We start from the raw sequence: 21,214 nt of genomic DNA, 5'->3' as shown, positions 1-21,214 counted from the left end.
AGAGACGCTTGTCCAAGTCTTCCAAATCCGTAGATCACGCCGCGCCGATCCTTAAGGCGTTCGTCATTCATCCGGTCCGGCCATTGCGGGGCCCGGCTGCTGCCTTGGCCCGCGACCCACAGTCGCGGCTCGAGGAGGCGGTCGGCCTCGCTGTGGCGCTTGATCTGAATGTGGTCGAAACGGCCATCGCGCCGCTGCGCGTCGTCACGCCTGCGACTCTGTTCGGTAAGGGCAAGATCGAAGAGTTTGCAGCGATCTGTGAGGTCGAAAAGATCGACGTTGCGGTCTTTGACGATCAGTTGACCCCGGTTCAGCAGCGCAATCTGGAACGCGGGTTGAACGTCAAGGTCGTCGATCGGACCGGTCTGATCCTGGAGATCTTTGCGCGGCGGGCGCGTACCCGGGAGGGCAAGCTCCAGGTCGAACTGGCGCGTCTGGACTATGAACGGTCGCGTCTCGTGCGGACCTGGACCCATCTGGAGCGCCAGCGTGGTGGTACGGGCAATACAGGCGGGCCAGGCGAAACCCAGATCGAACTGGATCGCCGCCTTATCGCCGATCACATTCTCAAACTGAAGCGTGAGCTCGAAGAGGTCCGCCGGACTCGAACGCTCCACCGCAAGGCCCGCAAGAAGGTGCCTTATCCAACCGTAGCCCTGGTCGGCTATACCAATGCCGGCAAGTCGACGCTGTTCAATCGGTTGACCGAGGCTGAAGTGCTGGCCAAGGACATGCTGTTTGCGACCCTGGACCCCACCCTTCGAACTGTGAAGCTTCCCGACGGCCGCCCCGCGATCCTGTCCGACACCGTGGGCTTCATTTCTGACCTGCCGCACGAACTCGTAGAGGCATTCCGCGCCACCCTGGAGGAGGTGCAGGAAGCCGATGTCGTCCTGCACGTCCGAGACATCGCCAATCCGGACAGCCAGGCCCAGGCCCGGGATGTCGAGTCCGTTCTTGCCGAACTGGGTGTCACCTTCGACGAAGGCAAGACCGTGGTCGAGGTCTGGAACAAGTTCGACCTCGTGGCTCAGGATGAGCGTGAGGCCATTGAAGGTGGTGCCCGCCGCGCTGAGGCTTCGCCGGTTTCGGCGGTCACGGGAGAGGGGTGCCAGGCTCTTCTCAAGCGTATTGCCGGCCTGATTGATGACTCGCCGCCCATCGCCATTCGGCTATCGGCCACTGAAGGTGAGGCACTCGCCTGGATCTATCGCAATGGACGCGTGATGACGCGTGAGGACGAGGCTGAGGGCGGCGTGATGATCGTTGCACGGCTAGACCCGCAAGCCCTGGGGCGATTTGAGCGCCAGTTCCCGGAAGCCTTTGTGATGGTTACGAACTAGAGGCTTTTTCGTCGACCTTGGCGGCATCCCAGAGTGCGTCCATCTCCGCCAGATCAGACTGATCAGGGGTTCTGCCGTCGCGCGCTAGCGCCGCCTCGATAAAGGCAAAGCGCCGGCTGAACTTGGCATTGGTGGCGCGCAGGGCATCTTCGGGTTCGACATCGAGTTTACGGGCCAGATTGGCGCACACGAACAAAAGGTCCCCCAGTTCTTCCCGAGCCTTGGCCTTGTCTCCTGCTGCGATCTCGACCTCGAGTTCAGCGACCTCCTCCTGCAGCTTGGCCAAAACCTCGCGCGTTGACGGCCAGTCAAATCCCACGCGTGCGGCGCGCTTGGTCAGTTTTACCGCACGGGTCAGGGCTGGCAGGCCGATGGGAACGTCGTCCAGAACGCCGACCTTGGCCTTGGCTTTCCGCTCCTGAGCCTTCAGGGCCTCCCAACCCGCTATTTGGGCGGCCTGATCGTCATAGGCGTGGTCCCCGAACACGTGGGGGGTGGCGGCGGATCATCTTATCGGAAATGGCGGCCGCGACCTGGCCGAAGTCAAACGCTCCCTGTTCTTCGGCCATGCGAGCATGGAACACGACCTGAAGAAGAAGATCACCCAGCTCTTCCTTGAGATCGCCCAGATCGCCACGCTCGATCGCGTCAGCGACTTCATAGGCCTCCTCCACGGTGTAGGGCGCTACGGTTGCAAAGGTCTGCTCCTGATCCCACGGGCAGCCGCCGAGGGGATCGCGCAGGCGGGCCATGATCTCGATCAGGACAAGAAGCGGATGAGCCGAATCATTCAGCAGGGGCGGGGTAGGCGGCATGTTTCTGCGGTTCCGGCTCTGGGTGCTCCAGACTCGCCGCATCACGCGCCGCGAGTTGGCTCTGAATCTCAGCAACGCGAGTCGCGTCGAGCGGATAGCGCAGCATGACGACGGCTACCACAAGACCCATGGCCGCCGGGATGACCGAGTAAAGGGCAATGAGTGCCGTCTCGCCTGTGGCCGTAGGCAGTTTGGGATCAAAGCCCAGCCAGGCCAACAGGGGGAAGGCCCCGATGGCCAGGGCATGTCCCAGCTTCACGGTACCACTGACCAGGGCATAGAGCAGACCGGTCCGATCAGCCCCACTGGCCAGGCGTTCCTCATCGCCGATGTCAGCCATCATGGACCTGACCAGAAGTGGCGCGGCAGAGTAGGGGAGGCCTGCCAGGATCAGGACCAGCATCCCGGCCCAGGAGTTGCCAGCCGGGGTCAAGACGGCGCACACCTGCACGACGGCATAGACAACGGATGCCACGGCAAGGGCCTGATGCTTCCCGATCCGCTTGGCCAGAACCGGCCAAATCGGTGCGCCGGCCAGGGCGGCCAGGAAGTAGACCAGCAGCAGGATGCCTGCCTCGGTTTTGTCAAAGCCCTTGATGCGCTCGAAGAAGAAGAAAAACAGCGCTCCGGCGATGCCCGGTGCGAGACCCATCAATAGGTCCGCAATCAGCAATTTCTGGGTCGACTTGCGCTTGAGCAGCGCAAAGTACTGATCCAGGCCCGACTTGTGTCGGGAAGGCGGGACCGGGCGTTCCCCAACGGCGCGCGTCGCGAGAAGAACCGTGAACGGGATCAGCAGGACAATGAACCAGCCCATCGAGCGGATCCCTGACGCGTGATCGCTCTTGAACGCCAGGGCCATGATCGGCGGGAGTGTCAGCACGAGGATCATGCCCACCACATTGCCGGCCTGCCACCAGCCATAGATCCGGGACCGTTGCTGGTAGTCGCTTGAAAGTACCGCAGCCCATGCTGTGTGGGAGAGGGTCATCATGGAATAGCCGGCATAGACCACGATGAGGCAAAGCCAGAGGTAGGCCGGGCCAATGCCTGGCTGAGCCATGAACAGCCCAAAGGCTCCCAGCATAACCAGCGGTGAGCCAATCACCAGCCAAGGTCGGAAACGGCCCCATTGGGTTCGTGTTCGATCCATGACTCCGCCGATGAACGGGTCGAATATGATGTCGATCAGTCTGACGATCAGGAACGCAGCGCCGACTGCGCCGAGCGAAAGGCCCAACTCACTGACATAGAACTCGGGAAGGTAGACCACGAGTGGCAGGCCAAGCGCAGAAAGGGGCAGGCAGGGCGCGGCGAAAGCCGCCAAGGACCAGGCTGATTTACGATCAGACATTCTGCCTATATCTCTCCCAGTACTGCGGGATGGTTCCCGTCTTATTGGTGCGTCCAGCGCTGGCGCCGTTCGCGTATCCTAGTCGTTGGCTTTGAACCCGTCCTTGACGAGGCGTTCGGCAAGTCGATCAAAGGCTTCGTCCGCATCGCTCCAGGTGGATCCATACTGGGCCCAGCGAATATCGGTTTCATACCAGCTGTAGTCGACCGGGGTTCGAGCACCGGTCGGCGCGCGGTACTCACCGCTAATGCGGGCACCACCCACGCCAAAGCTTTGGTAGGAAAGACCGGGTTTCGCGGCCATCTCCCTAAAAGTGGGACGATTGGGCCGGGCATCTTCAATGATGAGTTCGAGTTCGCCGCCTGCAGGGTCCAGCGCTCCCGATCGGTCCAGCCGCTTCTCGACGGAGCGTTTGAGTTCCCGTGTCAGATAGTCGAACTCCCGGGCATCCAGCGTTTGGGTCTGCTTGGCCAGGTCCGGACCAATTGACACGCGAACGCTGGAAACCTGGGGCGCGGCCAAGGCTGGCAGTGCGAAACCCATCGCCAGAGCCGAAAGTGCCATCGGGATTTTCATGGTCGAAACTCCGCATCAAGTCTCACGGAGGGAACCTTGCGGCCGCACGTGGCAAAACGCCAGTGACCAATGCGCACTCCCGAACAATTGTTCGGATTAGGCCTTGAGCTTTCCCTGTCGGCAGTCGCTCCGATCACCCGAAGGCCAAGATTGACGCTCTAGGGCTCGCCCTATAGGTCTGGCCATGCGTCAGGTTCCTCGCAAGAGGATGAATAGGGAACGGGGTTCAAAACCCCGGCTGCCCCCGCAACTGTAAGCGGCGAGCTTGCGCGTCACATGCCACTGGGATCTCGGTCCTGGGAAGGCGACGCGCCAAGCCGTGACCCGTGAGCCAGGAGACCTGCCCGGCGCAGTCGTTCATCGTCCGGCCGGGGTGCGCCGAGCGAACGGGATTTCCCGCGAAACGACATGTCAGTCGGGCCGTGTCGCGGCCTCTGGCCGTTGGCGCAGTCCTGCGCTCAGGGCTTGAGGACGTGTGCCGGTCATTCAAAGGGAAAGACCATGATCAGAGCGCACCTGTGCTCCAGCGCACTCGCCATTACTCTCATCTCCGGACCCGCCATGGCCCGGGACCAGAAGGCTCCAGAAACCGATGTCGCCGGCCGGACCGGCGCGACCGCTCTCGCCGATCTCGTGGTGACGGCCACGCGATCGACACAGCCGATCGAAAAGGTTGGTTCATCCGTCACCATCCTGACCACCGAAGCCATCAAGGCGAGCCAGGCCACGACCGCCGTCGAACTCTTGGTCCAGACTCCCAGCGTCAGCTACAGCCGTAACGGTGGCGCAGGCTCTGCGACCAGCCTCTATATCCGGGGGGCGGAGAACCAGCACACGGTCGTTCTGATTGATGGCGTCAAGCTGAACGATCCTTCTTCGACCCAGGGTGGATTCAACGCGGGCAACCTTCTGGTTGGTGACATCTCGCGCATCGAAGTTCTGCGCGGCGGTCAATCGACACTGTGGGGCAGCCAGGCCATTGGTGGCGTGATCAATCTGGTGACCGCCGAACCGACTGCGGCCTTTGAAAGCTTTGTCAGCGGGGAGGGGGGCGCAAGAAACACCGCCTACCTCCGGGCGGGCACAGGCGGCATTGGTGATCACCTGACCTGGCGAGTGGCTGGCAGCTACTACACCACAGACGGCTTTTCCGCCTATGCCGGCGGCAAGGAGAAGGACGCCTATCAGAACTCAGGGCTGTCGGCCCGGATGCGGCTTGCCATCAATCCGGCGGCTTCGGTCGAGATCCGGACCGTTTATTCGCGCGGCAAGGCCGACTTTGACGGCTTCAATACGGATTCAGCCGAGTTCGGACGCACTGATGAACTCGTGGTCTATTCCGGCCTGAATTTCACTCTTCTGGACGGCCGCTGGAACAACCGGTTGGGTTATGGCTACACGGACACCGATCGGGAAAACTTCAACCCAAGCCGGGTTGCCCAGCCTTTGACCTTCGATGCTGCCGGCAAGAACCGCCGCTGGGAGTATCAGGGCGCTTTCGCGCTCAATGATGCGGTGACCTCCAACTTTGGTGCGGAGCGAGAACGCTCAACCATGAGGACGCGGTCGCCGAGCCAGTTTGCCCCCAATCCCGCCTTCAAGACCGGACGGATTGGCGTTGATAGCGTTTATGGCCAAATCCAGGCCGAGCCCGTTTCAGGCCTGACCCTCACCGGAGGCCTCCGCCATGAAGACCATGATGCCTATGGGGCCCACAGCCTTGGTCAGGCTTCAGCGGCCTGGTCCTTGAATGAAGGCAAAACGGTTGTGCGCGCCAGTTTCGGCCAGGGATTCCGTGCCCCCGGCCTCTATGAGCTGTTCAGCGAATACGGAAATCAGCAGCTTCAGGCAGAGGCGTTTGACAGCTGGGACATCGGCACAGAGCAGCAATTCTGGGGACGCAAAGCCAGGATCTCAGCCACGGTCTTCAAGCGCGAAGCGGACAATGAGATCCGCTTTTTTTCCTGCTCTTCGACAACGGTTGATCCCTTGTGCCGGCCAGGCGGCGTCCAGCGCTTTGGCTACTACAAGAACATCCAGAAGACTCGAGCCAAGGGGCTGGAACTGATCGGGCAGGTGCTGGCGACCGACCGGCTAAGCGTTGTCGGCAATTACACGTTCACGGAATCCGAGAATGCCTCCGGGAGCAATAGCGGTAAGCAACTGACGCGTCGGCCAAAAAATCTCGCCAACATCTCCGCCACCTACCGGTGGCCAGTTGGCCTCAGGACGACTGTTGCGGCGCGCCATGTTGGCAAGACCTATAATAACGAGGCCAATACGGTCGTTGTCCAAGGCTACACGCTGGTGGACCTGCGGGCGTCGTACCCGATCAATGACCGCCTGGAAGTCTATGGCCGTTTAGAAAATGCCTTCGATGAGGCTTACCAGACCATTCTGAACTATGGCACGCCCGGACGGGGGGCTTTCCTCGGGCTCCGTGCCAAGTTCTAGCGCGCTTGGCGCTGCCATATCTTGAGTTGTACCCAATGGCATGGCGGGCTTCCTCACTGAAGCCCGCCGCGTTACGGCCAGGATCTTAAGGGCAGGGCTGTCTTTCCGGCCTAGCGGATTCGGGCGTGCGGCTCTGGTGTCGGAAAGTCTGTGCGGTAGCCGGACTGCGCCGGATCCAGGACGGAGGCGTGATCGACCGGGCGCAGGCCGCGCAGTCCATGGCCTGGCGTAAGCCACCGACTGTCGACATGGATCCCAATGAGCTGAAGGCCAAGGTGGTGCTGGTGCCCAGTTAGTTTTGTGCGGCCTAGTGGGCGATAACTGGCTTGCGCTGAACTACCAGGAGAGCAAGGGCGGATTTTCCGGAGACCGTTGTCCAGAGCCTCCTTCAATTAGTCGTCTAAGGTATATTATCGGAAATCATGTAACTCGATCCGTAGCGCCACATTGGCCCTTATGTTTACGGGTCTAGGGAAAAAGCGTGGCCAACCGCGGAACGCAGTCAAGACCGATGTCGTTACCTTTCCGGGCTCTGGCTGCGATGCTCGGCGCAACTCCTTCTCGGAACGAACCCCTTGGCCGTCGAAGAACCAGCCTACAGATCGGTCCTGCGAGTTGGAGCGTTCGAAATTCGCGACTACCCAACCCTCATAGTGGCTGAGGTCAGCGTCAGTGGCGACCAGAAGGAAGCGGCCGGATCGGGCTTTCGCCTGCTTGCCGGCTACATTTTTGGTGGCAATACACGACGTCAAAGCATCGCCATGACCGCGCCAGTCACTCAGGTCCAGAGCGCCGGAAAATGGATCGTGCGTTTCACGATGCCGAGTGCCTATTCTATGGCCACACTGCCGGAACCGAACGATCCAAACGTCCACCTGAGAGCCGTGCCGGCGACTCGCTTTGCGGTGCTGAAGTTCTCCGGCCTGGCGGGCAAGGAAGACGTCACCGCAAAAGCCGCCAGGCTCGAAGGGCTTGTCAGTACTCACAATCTAAGTGCCACCGGCCCGGTTTCGCTGGCCCAGTACGATCCGCCATGGACCCTCTGGTTTATGCGACGCAATGAACTAATGCTTCCCGTCGCGCCCTAGGCACCGATCGCCTTCACTGATCAGATTGCAATCTTTAGCGCACCGTCCGGATCGGCTGCGACATCCATCGCGGTCCATTTCAGATCGCCGGCATAGCGCCAGGCCATCCTGCCGGCTTCATCAAGAGCGAAAAGATGCAGCCAGCGATTTTCGAACAGTGCGCGAACCCCCTCATGCCGATTGAGGATTTCGGACATCGCTTCGCGGGGCGCTTCGATACAGACAGACAGGCGCAGCGGTTCATGGACGTAGCGTTCGCCATCGTGGACCGATTGCCAGGGAAGCCCAGCGCGCATCACGCCGCCATTCCCCTCAACAACGCCTACTCCGCCGGTCACATTATGCAGCAGCTTGTTGCCGCCGCCGAACACCGCCGGTGCCACAGTAGACCCGTAGTACTGCAGGCTGATCCAGCTCGCGACGACCACCGGTGCGGTCAGGATCAGCTCCAGAACGCCAAAGTCCTTGTCGATCTTCCAGTCGTAGTCGTGCAGGAAGGCGCGTCCTGCGAGGGTCTTGCCAGCGGTACGCCGACGGGGCGCGGCAATGAACGCCTTGCAGCCGGCCAGCGCCCATTCGGGCCGTACTTCCGCCCAATCTCGGCTTCGACGCTCAAGACTGCCCTCCCCTGCCGCTCTGGGCAGTCGCAGGGCTCGCTCGCCCCTTGAGATGACGCCCGCCGCTTCCAGCCAAAGCTGGACCTGGCGGATATCGGACTGATGGGACAGCGAGGCCTGATCGTCCGCATAGAGCGTGACCGCGTCCGTCGTCGTGTCATGCAGCGCGGCGAGGAACAGGGTGTCGGCCGGGATGTCGATCCCCTGAGGAACCAGGCCCGCGCGGACCTCCGAATCGTTCAGCAGGGCCGCCAGCAGCCGGGCGTTGACCTCGCCGGAGTAACCGCCGCACGCCCCACAATGAAGACCGCTGGCGTGGGGGTTGTTGACGACGTTCGCACCGTGACCGGCCAGAAGGACCAGTCTTGCGAAGTTGGTGGTCAGCGACATGGCCCGCAGCACCGTTTCGGCGGCCTTGGTCCTGGTCGTCAGGTCGAGCGCGGGATCCAGCCGGGGCGCGGGTTCATTCGGCGCGGGCCTGCCATGAAGCCCCAAGGCGTCACTGACCAGCTTGCTGGCATAGACCGGGCCCGTCGCCTCTACGAAGGCGAAGGACGAGACAGCGGCGAGCTTGAAGCGCCCCCAGGCCCGCTTCGCACGGGCCTTGAACCGCGCCGACTGGTCAGCCTCGGCGTCCGCGGGACCGCCAGAACAGGTGGTCACTCCCGGATTAAGCAGCACCGGCAGACGGAGCTCCTGCACATCCGATGCAAAGCGACGATGCGAGGCGGTCAGGCCAAAAAACCCGGCGAAACCCAGGGTTTGGATCTCGGGATTTACGGATTCCAGCGCCCGCCGAAACACCTCGGAGCGGACATCGATACAGAAGGCGGCCTGGACGACCGGGCGCTTTTCGGGCGCGTCGCTCCCGGGCGCAGCGAGGGTTTCGGCCAGAATCCGCTGCGCGGCCCGTTCCGCCGCATCCTGGAGAATGGCGTCCACGACCTGATCATGCGTCGGCATGATCGGGTCGACATGGGAGGCGACAACCGCCTTCCAGCGATCAGCGATCTTGGCCTCATATCGCTCGAGGAGCGCGGCTTCCCAGATCAGACGGATCGCCAGAAAATCGGTGAGGGTCGAGTCGGTAGTCCCGGCCAACTCGGCCTGCCAAAGCCGGTAGCGCGCAAACTGTGCCCAGCCACCAAGCGTCATCAGCATCTGGTGGAAGTAGGTTTCAAGCGCCTCACTCGGAACAGCGATCTGCTGCGCGACGCCGGCAATCGCGCCCGAGGCGGTTTCTGGGGCCTGAGAAACATGGGTGGCGAAACCCGCCAGGCCGACAATCTCGGGTGTCAGATCATGGGTTGCGACAGCGCGCCAGGCCGCATAGGCACCTCGCCCGCGTGGCGCGGCCCACAGCGCCTGCCCCTCGTCAAAATAACCTGCTGCCCAAGCGCCGAAGCGCTCTGCAATCAGAGCCGGCCAGTCGATACCCGACACATCAGCGGCAAGGTCTGCGATCGTCGGCAAGGCATAGACTGTCGGCCTTGAGGCCGCAGCGGCTGACTTGAGCGCGGCGAGGCTCGCAGGTCGCGTGGCCTCCTGTGTGCTGCTCAAGGCGTCGGTCAGATCGCCGTCGGTGATCGCACCGCTGGCGATTCGCTCTTGGTACCAGTCGCGGGGCAGCGTCACCGATAAGCCGGCCACTCGCCCCAGGCGCGCAGCGACCGAGGCCAGGCTTTCATGGGTCTGGCCGAGAAAGGGGTTGACCGCGACGCTCGACGCCAGCGGCCAGACCGGAGGGATCGCCCGGGCGGCCCGATCAGCGGCGGCGTCCAGGTCCAGGGTTGCCTGCAGAAGCGGAGTCTCTGAATTCGTCATCGTCATGCTCCAGTCAGATCAGGAAGCGCTGCGCAAACGCCAGCCGCGGAGCAGCCGATCGAACACTGCGTTGGCGTAGAAGCCATTGGAGAGATGCACGCGCAGGCCGGCGGCCGCCGGGTGATAGGCCCAGAGCGGGAACATCGCCTGGACCACGGCGACGAGGCCGAAGCTGATAACCGCCAGCACGATCAACGCCCACTGTAGCGGTCCCGGTGCCGGCGCGGCTGGCAATGCTCCAGAGGTGAGCCAGACAGCGAGGACCTGCAGCGCGAAGTAGCTGACCGAGGTGGCGACGGCGTAGACGATCGTCCGCCGGGTCAAGGCCCGCGGCGCGGCGTCGGCGAGACCCTGGGCCAGCATATAGGCCACACCGAAGATCAGGATGGCTCCCAGAGCGACGGTCTGAGGGGATTTATCCTGGAACCCGAACGCGAAACCGACGATGCCATAGATCGCCAGAGCCAGAAGGAAGGCGCGTCCGACCGCGCTGGCCTTGGGAATGGCCACCGGACCTGGCCTGCGATTGGCAGCGATCAGGTCGACTGCGCCGCCGGAGGCCAGGAAGGAATGGGCCTTGTATAGCGAATGAGCGACGATGTGCAGCAGGGCGAGCGGGAAGAGCCCAAGCCCGCACTCGAGGATCATGAAGCCCATCTGGGCGACCGTCGACCAGGCCAGAGAGGTCTTCACAGCAGGCTGGGTCAGCATCACCAAGCCGCCGAACAGCGCGGTGAACCCACCGATCATCACCATGACCGCCAGGACGCCCGGTGCCAGCAACATCACATCAGCAAATCGGATCAGCAGGAACCCGCCGGCATTGATGACGCCGGCATGCAGTAGCGCCGAAACGGGCGTCGGGGTTTCCATCACCTCTGTGAGCCAGCCATGCAGAGGAAACTGCGCCGATTTCAAGAGGGCCGCCGCGGCCAGAAAGCCCGCCGCCGTTATCGCGAGACCGCCACCGTTCCCGGCGCGAGCGCTGCTCAGGATCTGCGCGATGTCGGCTGTGCCATAGGCCAGGGCCAGCAACACCGCCGCAACGATCAAGGCCGCATCGCCGAGGCGCGCGGTGATGCGTTTCTTCGCGGCCGCACGCTGGGCGGCGACGCGGTCCGGATAGAACAGCAGAAGCCGGTGCAGAAAGAGGCTCGTCGCGACCCAGGCCAGGACGAGCTGGACCAGGTTCCCTGACAGTACCAGCAGGAGCACCGAGGCCAGGGTCATGCACAGCCAGCCGGTGAACGCCCCCTGCCGCGCCTCGCCGTCCAGATAGGTCGCAGTGTATCGCACCACGACCCAGCCGATGAACGAGACCAGCAGGAACATCACGGCGCTGACAGCGTCGAGCCTGAGGGACAGACCGACACCGTTCAGGCCGATCAAACGGCTGCCCCCCGCCCCGTCCAAAACGAGCCCCACCGCTGAGATCGCCGCGATCACAAGGGCAATAAGGGCGGAGGCTTCGGCCAGCCGAGGAAGGTGACGAGGCCTGCGACCAGGGTTCGTGAACCCGACAGCGGCGCACAGCAACAGCACCAAGGGCGCGGCAAACGGCAGGAGATCGATTGGCAAAGGTCTTCCCCTTCAACGCACCGTGCGGATCGGCGAGACCGGTAACCGATGCCCCGGTCGCGCAAAAATTCATTGTTCCTTCGACATCGTTCTGTTTTATAGAACGATGTGAAAAGCCTGAACTTCAACCATCTTCGCTACTTCTGGGCTGTCGCGCATGAGGGAAGCCTCACGCGAGCAGCCGAACGCCTGAACCTGTCGCAATCTGCGCTATCGGTGCAGATTCAGAAACTCGAACACCAGATGGGCCACCCGCTGTTCGAAAGGGTCGGCAAGCGGCTCGTCCTGACTGAGGCCGGGCAGATTTCGCTGGATTATGCGGATACCGTTTTCCAGGCCGGCGACGAGCTGATGAGCACACTTGCAGGGCGTCCCCAGGCCAGCCGCCAGGTTCTGAGAGTCGGGGCGCTTACGACCCTGTCGCGCAACTTCCAGCTTGAGTTCCTGCGCCCTTTGGTCGGTCGTACTGACGTGGAGCTGATCGTGCGCTCCGGCACGACGCGCGATCTGCTCGCGCAGCTCGAGGCCCATGCCATCGATGTGGTGCTTTCCAATAGCGTCCCGCAGAGGGACGCTCGCGCGCCCTTTAGCAGTTACTTGCTCAACCAGCAGCCTGTCAGCTTGATTGGTCGGCCCAGACCCGACAAGCCGCCGTTCCGATTCCCGGAGGATCTGCGCAGCGAGCCGATACTGCTTCCGAGCCTCGACAGTGACATTCGGGTCGGGTTCGACCGCCTGCTCGACCTGGCTGGAATCCGGCCCATCATCCTGGCTGAAGTCGACGATATGGCAATGCTGCGCCTGCTCGCCCGCGAGCGCGAAGGTGTGACCCTGGCTCCCCCCATCATCGTGCGCGACGAACTGAAGTCCGGCGTGCTGGTCGAGCACTGCCGGATCCCGCAGCTTACGGAAAGCTTTTACGCCATCATTCAGAACCGTCGGTTCCCAAACGCTTTGCTCGCGGACTTGCTTGCAGGATATGAGAGCGCCAAGCCCAATGCAGTCTTGTCCTGAAGCAAGCCGCGCCCGCCAAGGAGCCGATGAATGACGATCTCGGATAGTTCGGTGACCGAAGCCCGCCCCAATCCCTCCTCGCAATCTCACCTGACCCTTCGCCGACCCGATGACTGGCATGTCCACCTTCGTGACGGCGACATGCTGGCCTCCGTCGTCAACTACACGGCCAGGCAATTCGCGCGGGCTATCGTCATGCCCAATCTCGGCCCGCCGATCACGACCGTCTCGGCGGCGAGGGCCTATCGCGACAGAATCCTCGCGGTCGTCGAGCCAGGTCTGGCCTTCGAGCCGCTGATGACCTGCTACCTGACTGACACCATCGACGCGGGTGAAGTTGAGCGCGGCTTTGGTGAGGGCGTCTTCACGGCCTGCAAGCTCTACCCCGCGCACGCCACCACCAACTCAGCGCACGGTGTCACGGATATCCGGAACATCCATGCCGTGCTTGAAGCCATGCAGCGGATCGGCATGCCTCTGCTGATTCATGGCGAGGTGACGGATCGCCATGTCGACATCTTTGACAGGGAGGCCGTCTTCATTGAGCGCATTCTCGGCAAGCTGATCGCCGATTTTCCAGCCCTCAAGGTGGTGTTCGAACACATAACGACGGCGGATGCCGTGGCCTTTGTGGAAGCCAGCGGGCCCAATATCGCGGCCACGATCACGCCGCACCATCTGGCGATCAATCGCAACGCCATGTTCGAAGGCGGGATCCGCCCGCACTTCTATTGCCTGCCGGTCGTAAAGCGGGAGACCCACAGACTCGCCTTACGCAGGGCGGCGACTTCAGGTTCCGCCAAGTTCTTCCTTGGCACGGACTCCGCGCCGCACACCGTCGGTGCAAAGGAAGCCGCCTGCGGCTGCGCCGGCGTCTTCAACGCGCCCTATGCCATCGAAAGCTATGCGAAGACCTTCGATGAAGAGGGCGCGCTCGACCGCCTGGAAGCCTTTGCGTCGGAAAACGGCCCTCGCTTCTATGGCCTACCGCTTAATGACGGCGTCGTTGTCCTGGAGCGTAGAGCCAGTCCGGTTCCTGAAAACATGACCTTGGGGGCCGCGGTTTTGGTGCCGTTCCATGCAGGTGAGACCCTGAATTGGCACTTCGCCGGGCACCAGGCGGCATAAGAATTTGTCAAAAGGGTCCGCTAACAGCCTGACCAAGTTCGAAAAATGCCGGACTTATCTCTTTGGCTTTTCACGCATCTGGACAACTTCTGAGCGCTTCGAGCGCGATCCTCTTGGCCGCAACCGCTAGATCGAGAAGCGTAAGCCATCAAATGCAGGAAAGACGTCAACCGGAAGTTTTTCCGATAAGGCCTTGAAATCCAGGTCAATATGGAGGTTCGTTAGAATGGCGCGCCGCGGCTTGGCCCGGGCAATCCATTCCAGCGTCCGTTCAACATGGGCGTGGGTCGGATGGGGTGTCCAGCGCAGGGCATCGACGATCCAGACATCCAACCCCATCAGGGCAGGCCAACTGTCCTCCGGAATGCCAACGACATCGGGCGTGTAGGCCACCTTGTCAAAGCGATAGCCGACGGAGCGGATGTTGCCGTGATCCAGGTCGAAGCTCAGGACCGGGATGTCACCGCTTGGCCCTGTGATCGCCCAAGGCTCGCCGTGAGGGGGAATAGGCCGCGGCTCGCAAATCGCCGGATAGCCGCCCTGGGTCGTGAACACATAGTCGAACCGGTGTGTGAGCCCAACGCGAGTGGCCTCGTCCATAAAGGCAGGGATCTTATGGCGCTGATTGAGGAAGAATGGCCTCAGGTCATCAATGCCGTGGGCTTGATCAGCATGGTCGTGCGTAAACACCGCGGCGTCGATCCGCCTGGCCCCCGCAGCCACGGCTTGCAGACGGAAGTCAGGTGACGTGTCGACCACGATGGTGGTCTCGGCCTTGGGCCCGCCCTCCCCTTTGCGTCGGACCAGCAAGGAACACCGGGTCCGCAGGTTCCGCGGATCGGCGGGATCGCAGTCGCCCCAGTCGCCATCGGCCCGTGGAACGCCGCCTGAAGAGCCGGAACCGAGGATCGTGAATTCCAGGGCTCCGTTCACGGACGCGGTATCCGGTCGAACAGCGCAAAAAACGCATCCTCTGTGCGGGCTTCGGCCTCAGAGCGCGTCCAACCTCGAATCTCGCCGAGTTTGTCCACAATGTGGGGCAGATAGGCTGGTTCATTGCGTCGGCCGCGCATCGGCACAGGTGCCAGATACGGGCAATCGGTTTCGACAATGATCCTGTCGGCCGGCATGTCGCGAATGATCGCCCGGACATCTTCGGCCGCTTTGAAAGTCGCGATCCCTGAGACCGAAAACCAGGCTCCCAGGGCGGCCGCCCGCGCTGCCAGCTCGGCACCGCTCGTGTAGCAGTGCATCAGCAACTTGAAGGCCCCACGCTGGTGCTCCTCTTCGAGGATCTCAGCCATCAGCGGATCCGCTTCGCGAGTGTGGACGACAAGGGGCAGACCCGTCTGGCGGGCAGCCGCGATGTGAGCTCGGAAAACACGCGCCTGAATGTCGCGGGGCGAAAAGTCGTAGTGAAAATCCAGGCCGCACTCGCCGATGCCTATCACGCGGGGGCGGTCGGCGAGGGCCACGAGGGCCTCGACCGAAAGGTCCGGGTTCTCTTTGGCTTCGTGCGGATGGGTACCCACCGTGCACCAGATGTCCGGCTCGGCCATGGCAATGGCATGGACGGCCTCGAAGGATGAAACCTTGTCGCAGATGGTGACCATCAGACCGATGCCGGCCTCTCGGGCGCGGGCAATCACGGCGTCGCGGTCTTCATCATACTGGTGCGCGTGGAGATTGACGTGGCTGTCTATGAGCATGGCGCTCACATCGCCGTCTTGGCGGCGGCACGCAAGTCCGAGATCACGCTCCAGAACACATCTGCACGATCCAGGTTTATGGCCTCGGCTTCGCCCGGCCAGCGCACCAGACGCTCCCAGACCGATGCCCAACGGTCCAGGGCAGACGAGGAGCCGGTTGCCGCGAGGCGCGTGGCCATGGCGTGGATCTGATCCGCCAGTCGTTCCAGCAGTAATTCAAAGCGGGCAGCACCTTCGCTACCGCGAAAGCTGTCGGCCAGGGCCAGAAGTGCCCCTTCATCGATGGCGGGCAGGCTTCGCAGAATCTCGCTGGCGGCGTCATCCACAGCCAGGGCCCCTGATGAGGCCAGTTGAAGCGCCCTGCCCGGCGCGCCATGCGCCATACGAGCCAGTCGCTCAGCTTCTTGGTGACCCAGGCCGGCACGCTGGCTGACCATTCTGGTCGCGGCCTCGACGCCAGGTGCAGGAACCAGCAACCTGCGACAACGCGACCGAATGGTCGGCAGAAGCTTTCCAGGCGCGTGGCTGATCAGCAAGATCACGCCGCGGGCGGGTGGCTCCTCAAGCGTTTTGAGCACGGCATTGGCGGCGTTGACGTTCAAGTCGTCTGCCGCGTCGATGATTGCGACCCGATAGGGCGAAATCGCCGGCGAATTGGCGAAGAATTCCGGTAGCCGTCGCGCCTCATCGACCGGGATCGATTTGCGCGTCTTGCCGTCATCTGTGGCGCGCTCAAGGACCATGAGGTCCGGATGCGACCTAGCAGCGACCTGGCGGCTGGTGACATCAGTTGGCGCGGCACCCAATAGGCCAAAGGCTGGATCGTGGGCCGCGCCGAGAAGGCGGCGCGCCATGCGGTAGGCCAGGGTGGCTTTGCCTATGCCCTCCGGTCCGGCCAGCAGCCAGGCATGGTGCAGGCGGCCACGGCCAAGGGCGTCCAGGAACGCAGACTCGGCGCCGATCAGGCCTTCAAGCGCATAAACCTCGCGGGGATGCGGAGGCGGCTCCATCTCAAAGGGCCAGCCTGGTCGATACGACGGTCCAGACCGCTTCAGAAACCTGGTCGGGCGTGGCGTTGGCGTCGATCAGCGCACAACGCTTTGGTTCCCCCTGGGCGATGGCCATGAAGCCGGCCCGCAGTCGTTCATGGAACTCCAGCCCCTTGGATTCGAACCGCGCGGCACCGCCTCGCGCGGCGGCACGAGCCAGGCCGACGGCCGGGGGAAGGTCGAAGATCAACGTCAGGTCAGGGATCGAATCGCCAAGGACATGGTCCTCGAGCGCCGCGATCAGGGCCGCCGGCGCATCCCCCCCTGCGCCCTGATAGGCCCGGGTCGAGTCGGAGAACCTGTCGCACAGGACCACTGCGCCGCGATCCAGGGCTGGACGGATCACCCTTTCGAGGTGGTCGCGCCGTGCCGCGTACATCAGCAGGGTTTCGGTGACCGGGGACCATCGGTCCGCCTCGCCATTGACCAGGAGATCCCGGATCGTCTCGGCACCGGGGCTTCCGCCAGGTTCACGCGTCAGGACGATATCGTGTCCAGCGGATTGCAAACGGTCGGCCAGACGACGAATCTGGGTCGACTTGCCAGCCCCCTCCCCGCCTTCAAAACTGATGAATGATCCGCGCGTCACGGGTCTCAATTCGACCGGAACGCCGAGCTTGTCCAGTGGCCTTGGGCAAAGGAATCAGGGGCGCAGCACTGTCGCCCCGGAATAACCCAGGGCTACAACGCGATCCCGCAGGGTCCAGGCCTGGCCTTCATCCTCGCCGGCGGAAACGGTTACGCGATAGAGGGTTCCGCTGTTCCGTTCCAGACGTTCGATCGTGGCCGAACCTGCGGACTGCAGCTGAGCCACGGCGCGTTCGGCATTCTCGCGGCTGGAAAACGCGCCAGCCTGCACCTTGAAGGCGCTTTGACGGGGCGGAATGATCTGTGTCCTGACCGGCGGCGGCTCGGCTGGCCAGACAGGTTCAGCGTCTTCCCTTACAGGCTGGCGGACGGGAGGCTGCGGTGGGGTAACGGGCGTTTGGGCATATTGCCGCGTTTCAAAGGATGACTTGGGGGCGGGGCCGACATAGCGCACCCGCACGCGTGCAATGCCCTGACGGCGATAGCCCAGCTGATCGGCTGCCGCTCTGGAGAGGTCGATCACACGGTCACCGACAAAAGGACCACGATCATTGACCCGGATGATCATCCTGCGGCCGTTGTCGAGATTGGTCACTTCAACCAGGCTGGGCAAGGGCAAGGTCTTATGGGCCGCCGAGACGGCGTCCATGTCGAATATCTCGCCGTTGGCGGTCTTCCGATTGTGAAACTGCTCGCCGTACCAGGAGCCAATGCCCTTTTCATCATAGTCGGGATCGGCCTTGGGATAATACCATACACCCTTGATTTGATAAGGTTTTTCAGTTCCCCTTAGAACTTTTCCAGAGGGCCCCGTCATCGGACCGCGGGGTGACGCTGAGCCGTTGAAATCAGGACTGGCCCTTGTCTCAAGCCTTGGTTTCGGCGTGGCGCAGGCAGCGAGGCTCGCGGCAGCAAGGCCCACAATGCCCGCATTGCGCAGGCCGCGCCAAAGGAGCCGATCCATTACCATGCTGACGTCTTTCTGACGCGGGCGAGCCCTTCCGAATTTTCAGCATGCCCCAGTTGTTTTGAAGTCTGGTTAAGGCGAAGGCGCACTGATATAGCCGCCGCTCCGGACAGATGGCCGAGTGGTTTAAGGCAGCGGTCTTGAAAACCGCCGTAGGTGAAAGTCTACCGTGGGTTCGAATCCCACTCTGTCCGCCACCCCGTTCTCCGCCGCGCCGGCCAACCACAAGCCGGTGCGGCGGACTTCCAGGATACTGATGTCAACAGCCCGCACCGCGTACTACGGCCTGGCCGATCATGATCTGGCACCAGTCGCGGCCGACGCGATTCAGGTATCCCCACTGGTGGTTGGCGCTACCGACTTGGCCTCCATCCAGGACCAATCGCTTGAAGCCTTTGCGGTGCGCGCGCCAGCCGGCGTTGTGGAGCGCCGCTTCGTCCTCGCGCAGGCCCTGCGGACCCTGCGGATCGACGGCCGCCTGACCGTCTTTGGCCCGAAGGACCGGGGCGGTCTGCGACTGAAAAAGGAACTTGAGGCTTTCGGCTGCGTGGTTGGCGAAAGTTCCAAGAAGCACCATCGGATCTGTGTCGCGCTTCGCCCGGCGGTGACCGAGGGTCTGGAAGTCGCGATCGAAGCCGGGTCACCGCGCCGCGCCGTGGACGAACTCTGGACCCAGCCGGGTGTCTTCAGCTGGGACCGACTGGACCCAGGCACGGCCCTACTTCAGAAGACCCTGCCACCGCTCTCCGGTACAGGAGCAGACTTTGGATGCGGCATAGGTTGGCTGTCGCGCAGCGTTCTGACCTCCCCGAAAGTGACGAAGCTGACCCTGGTTGATCTCGATCGGCGAGCTGTGGACGCAGCCTGCCGCAACATCGACGACCCTCGCGCCGAATTCCTCTGGGACGATGTCCGCCAGGCCGGCGGGCGGATGGAAAAGCTCGATTTCATCGTCACCAATCCGCCGTTCCATGAGACCGGCGGCGAGGACAGATCCCTGGGTCAGGCTTTCATCAAGACTGCGGCCGCCTGCCTGCGCAAAGGCGGTGATCTGTGGTTGGTGGCCAACCGCCATCTGCCCTACGAGGCGATCCTGAAGGAGCACTTCACACAGGTGCGCCTGGCCGGAGAGACGAACGGCTACAAGGTCTTCGAGGCGCGCAAGTGACCAAGGCCTTGATGGCGCGGCTGGACAGGCTGCTGGCCAATCTCGGCTATGGCAGTCGCAAGGACGTTCAGGCCTTGATCGCCAGCGGCAAGGTCGTCCTGGACGGCAAGGTCCTGAAGGATGTCGGGACCAAGGTTGCGGTCACCTCTGACCTGCCCGGCCGAATGACCATCAAGGGCGCGCCGATTGATCCGCCTGCCCCGCTTGTTGTGTTGATGCACAAGCCCCTGGGCGTTGTTTGTTCCCACAAGGAAGATGGCGAACGGATCTATGATCTGCTGCCCCGTCGCTGGCGGATCCGTGACCCGGGACTTTCGACGGTCGGGCGCCTGGACAAGGACACTTCTGGCCTCATCCTGATCACCGATGATGGCGACTACCTGCATCGGGTCATTTCGCCAAAGCGCCACGTCCCGAAAACATATCTGGCGACCCTCGATCGGCCACTCACGGGCCTGGAAGGGCCGCTGTTCTCTTCCGGGTCATTGATGCTGGAGGGCGAGGAAAAGCCACTTCTGCCTGCCCAGTTGGTTCCACTTGATGCCCATCGTGCCCGCCTGACCGTGACGGAAGGTCGATACCATCAGGTCAGGAGGATGTTCGCGGCAGCCGGCAATCATGTCCTCGCCCTCCATCGGGAGCGGATCGGCGGCGTGGATCTGCCCGATGATCTTGAGCCTGGCCAGTTCCGGATCCTGTCCGAAATCGAAGCCGAAGCGGTCTTTATCGATGGCTAGCCCAACCCTTGTCGACGCGAGAGGCCACCGTTGTCCGGTGCCGACCCTTCGGCTGCGCCGGGCCCTGGAGTCCGCACCGCCGGGTGGGCAAATTTTGTTGATTGCTGATGATCCGATGGCCCGGATCGATGTCCCGCATTTTGCATCGAGTGCCGGCGCGACGGTAGACTCGATAACGGACGGAGATAGCGGATCGATCAGCTTTCTGGTGACGAAGAAGGCACCTTGAGCGGGATTGCGCGCGGGCCTTCGACGAGGGCGCGGGGGCGCTCATCCAGGGCGATTTCCACCTCTGTCGCCAAGGCACCACCAAGGAAAATGGCGTTCACGCTCCAGGACAGCCAGATCAGAAAGATGATGACCGCCGAAATCGAACCGTAGGTGGCACCAAGCTGGGCCACCTTGTCGACATAGAAGGCGCTGGCTGACGACATGCAGAGACAGAGGATGGCAGCGGCGACGCCGCCTGCCGTCGAGGCTCGCCAGCCGACGGGCGCTCGGGACATGGCGTAGCGATAGATCAGGGTCATCCCGATCACCACGCCCAGACTGGCCCATGTCCACTCGCTCTGAACCCACGGCACGCCTTCCAAGGGTCGCAAGTGCAACGCGCTGCTCAGCAACCGCAAGATCAGGAAAATGCCGGACATCATAAACAGCAGCCCAAAGGCGGCGATCAGGACGATCAGGGCCATCAGATTGAAGCCCACAAAGCCCCTCTGGTCCTCCTCATCGTGGATGAAGGAGAGGCCGGCCAATAGGGCCTTGAAGCCTCTGTGAGCGGCATAGGCACCGATGACGAGGGCGACCGCGCTCTGGGCCGAAACGGCTTGCTCAGGTGCATGGGCCAGGCGCGTCAGTTCGCTTTCAAACAGGGACCGCGCGCCCTCGGGCATCAACTGTGCAAGGTTTTCAGCCTGAGCGGCCGCCACGGCTGGCGTTAGCAACAGGCTGTAGATCCCGATGATGATCGCCAGCGCCGGGAAAACGGCCAGCAGGGCGAAAAAAGAGACCCCGCCGACATAGAGCATGACGTCGCGTCCCCAGATCCGCGACAGCGCCAGACCCAGGACGCGAAGCACCTCCCGCGCCCAATGGATCGGATCAAGGTCCAAGTCGCGCCAGCGGATAGGTTTGGGGTCTTGCATCGGCCGGAACCTGCCCGCCCTCACCACCATGCGCAACCCCAGGCCCGAACTGACAGA

At 62.7% G+C, this 21,214-nt stretch carries 18 protein-coding genes, 1 tRNA gene, 1 pseudogene and 1 riboswitch; of the genes and pseudogenes, 9 read left to right on the top strand and 11 right to left on the bottom strand.

The window, feature by feature from the left end; genetic code table 11:
• The first annotated feature begins 8 nt into the window (after positions 1-8).
• A complete protein-coding gene (gene hflX / locus AQ619_RS08810) occupies positions 9-1,343 on the top strand; it encodes a GTPase HflX (protein WP_062146458.1) in 1,335 nt (444 codons plus the stop codon).
• Here the strand turns inward: hflX and mazG are convergent.
• From mazG to AQ619_RS08795, 3 genes and pseudogenes are all read right to left on the bottom strand, one after another.
• A pseudogene (gene mazG, locus AQ619_RS08805) lies at positions 1,333-2,158 on the bottom strand (nucleoside triphosphate pyrophosphohydrolase). The gene hflX and the pseudogene mazG overlap by 11 nt on opposite strands.
• Positions 2,130-3,512, bottom strand: a complete 1,383-nt coding sequence (locus tag AQ619_RS08800; protein ID WP_062146457.1) for an MFS transporter — start codon at positions 3,510-3,512, stop codon at positions 2,130-2,132. Before AQ619_RS08800 ends, mazG begins: the two are co-directional and overlap by 29 nt.
• A gap of 78 nt (positions 3,513-3,590) precedes the next feature.
• Positions 3,591-4,088: a hypothetical protein gene (locus AQ619_RS08795; RefSeq protein WP_062146456.1), complete on the bottom strand. Its 498-nt coding sequence runs from the start codon at positions 4,086-4,088 to the stop codon at positions 3,591-3,593.
• A gap of 174 nt (positions 4,089-4,262) precedes the next feature.
• Positions 4,263-4,450: riboswitch (cobalamin riboswitch) on the top strand.
• Positions 4,451-4,589: 139 nt separating this feature from the next.
• Here AQ619_RS08795 and AQ619_RS08790 point away from each other — a divergent pair.
• Positions 4,590-6,542, top strand: a complete 1,953-nt coding sequence (locus tag AQ619_RS08790; RefSeq protein WP_062146454.1) for a TonB-dependent receptor plug domain-containing protein — start codon at positions 4,590-4,592, stop codon at positions 6,540-6,542.
• Positions 6,543-7,117: 575 nt separating this feature from the next.
• A complete protein-coding gene (locus AQ619_RS08785; protein WP_084745884.1) occupies positions 7,118-7,630 on the top strand; it encodes an SOUL family heme-binding protein in 513 nt (170 codons plus the stop codon).
• 20 nt (positions 7,631-7,650) lie between these two features.
• On the opposite strand, the gene AQ619_RS08780 is transcribed toward AQ619_RS08785, so the two are convergent.
• The gene (locus AQ619_RS08780; RefSeq protein ID WP_062146450.1) at positions 7,651-10,071 is read right to left on the bottom strand and encodes a YbcC family protein; all 2,421 of its coding nucleotides are present in this window, start codon (positions 10,069-10,071) and stop codon (positions 7,651-7,653) included.
• A gap of 18 nt (positions 10,072-10,089) precedes the next feature.
• A complete protein-coding gene (locus AQ619_RS08775; RefSeq protein WP_207205025.1) occupies positions 10,090-11,460 on the bottom strand; it encodes a proton-conducting transporter transmembrane domain-containing protein in 1,371 nt (456 codons plus the stop codon).
• 297 nt (positions 11,461-11,757) lie between these two features.
• Between AQ619_RS08775 and AQ619_RS08770 the strand changes: the two genes are divergently transcribed.
• Both AQ619_RS08770 and pyrC read left to right on the top strand, forming a co-directional pair.
• Positions 11,758-12,663, top strand: coding sequence for a LysR family transcriptional regulator (locus tag AQ619_RS08770; protein WP_062146446.1), 906 nt, complete (start codon positions 11,758-11,760; stop codon positions 12,661-12,663).
• Positions 12,664-12,693: 30 nt separating this feature from the next.
• On the top strand, positions 12,694-13,791 hold the full coding sequence (gene pyrC, locus AQ619_RS08765) for a dihydroorotase (RefSeq protein ID WP_062146443.1): 1,098 nt from the start codon (positions 12,694-12,696) through the stop codon (positions 13,789-13,791).
• A 126-nt stretch (positions 13,792-13,917) separates the two neighbouring features.
• On the opposite strand, the gene AQ619_RS08760 is transcribed toward pyrC, so the two are convergent.
• Genes AQ619_RS08760 through AQ619_RS08740 form a run of 5 tightly spaced genes read right to left on the bottom strand, consistent with a single transcriptional unit; the run spans position 13,918 to position 17,954 of the window.
• Positions 13,918-14,724 (bottom strand): MBL fold metallo-hydrolase, encoded by an 807-nt coding sequence (locus AQ619_RS08760; RefSeq protein ID WP_062146441.1) that lies wholly within the window; start codon positions 14,722-14,724, stop codon positions 13,918-13,920.
• Positions 14,721-15,509: a TatD family hydrolase gene (locus AQ619_RS08755; RefSeq protein WP_062146439.1), complete on the bottom strand. Its 789-nt coding sequence runs from the start codon at positions 15,507-15,509 to the stop codon at positions 14,721-14,723. The genes AQ619_RS08760 and AQ619_RS08755 overlap by 4 nt, the downstream gene beginning before the upstream one ends.
• Positions 15,506-16,510 (bottom strand): DNA polymerase III subunit delta', encoded by a 1,005-nt coding sequence (locus AQ619_RS08750; protein WP_062146437.1) that lies wholly within the window; start codon positions 16,508-16,510, stop codon positions 15,506-15,508. The genes AQ619_RS08755 and AQ619_RS08750 overlap by 4 nt, the downstream gene beginning before the upstream one ends.
• Before the next feature lies 1 nt (position 16,511).
• A complete protein-coding gene (gene tmk, locus AQ619_RS08745) occupies positions 16,512-17,138 on the bottom strand; it encodes a dTMP kinase (RefSeq protein WP_062146435.1) in 627 nt (208 codons plus the stop codon).
• Between the two features lie 54 nt (positions 17,139-17,192).
• Entirely contained in the window at positions 17,193-17,954 is a 762-nt protein-coding gene (locus tag AQ619_RS08740; RefSeq protein ID WP_335338054.1) for a septal ring lytic transglycosylase RlpA family protein, read from the bottom strand.
• Between the two features lie 257 nt (positions 17,955-18,211).
• Between AQ619_RS08740 and AQ619_RS08735 the strand changes: the two genes are divergently transcribed.
• The 4 genes from AQ619_RS08735 (at position 18,212) to AQ619_RS18755 (ending at position 20,238) form a co-directional block, all read left to right on the top strand.
• Positions 18,212-18,301, top strand: a tRNA-Ser gene (locus AQ619_RS08735).
• Positions 18,302-18,360: 59 nt separating this feature from the next.
• Positions 18,361-19,272 carry a class I SAM-dependent methyltransferase gene (locus tag AQ619_RS08730; RefSeq protein WP_062146431.1) on the top strand — a complete coding sequence of 304 codons (912 nt, stop codon included), beginning with the start codon at positions 18,361-18,363 and terminating at the stop codon, positions 19,270-19,272.
• Complete coding sequence (locus AQ619_RS08725; RefSeq protein WP_084745882.1) at positions 19,269-20,009, top strand: pseudouridine synthase; 741 nt, start codon at positions 19,269-19,271, stop codon at positions 20,007-20,009. The genes AQ619_RS08730 and AQ619_RS08725 overlap by 4 nt, the downstream gene beginning before the upstream one ends.
• Complete coding sequence (locus AQ619_RS18755; RefSeq protein ID WP_084745880.1) at positions 20,002-20,238, top strand: sulfurtransferase TusA family protein; 237 nt, start codon at positions 20,002-20,004, stop codon at positions 20,236-20,238. The genes AQ619_RS08725 and AQ619_RS18755 overlap by 8 nt, the downstream gene beginning before the upstream one ends.
• Here AQ619_RS18755 and AQ619_RS08720 read toward each other — a convergent pair.
• A complete protein-coding gene (locus AQ619_RS08720; protein ID WP_062146429.1) occupies positions 20,207-21,187 on the bottom strand; it encodes a YihY/virulence factor BrkB family protein in 981 nt (326 codons plus the stop codon). The genes AQ619_RS18755 and AQ619_RS08720 overlap by 32 nt on opposite strands.
• Positions 21,188-21,214: the final 27 nt, after the last annotated feature.

Source organism: Caulobacter henricii, assembly GCF_001414055.1.
Classification (GTDB): domain Bacteria; phylum Pseudomonadota; class Alphaproteobacteria; order Caulobacterales; family Caulobacteraceae; genus Caulobacter; species Caulobacter henricii.
The sequence above is the reverse complement of the archived record's forward strand: the minus strand, read 5'-3'. Positions and strand labels throughout refer to the sequence as shown.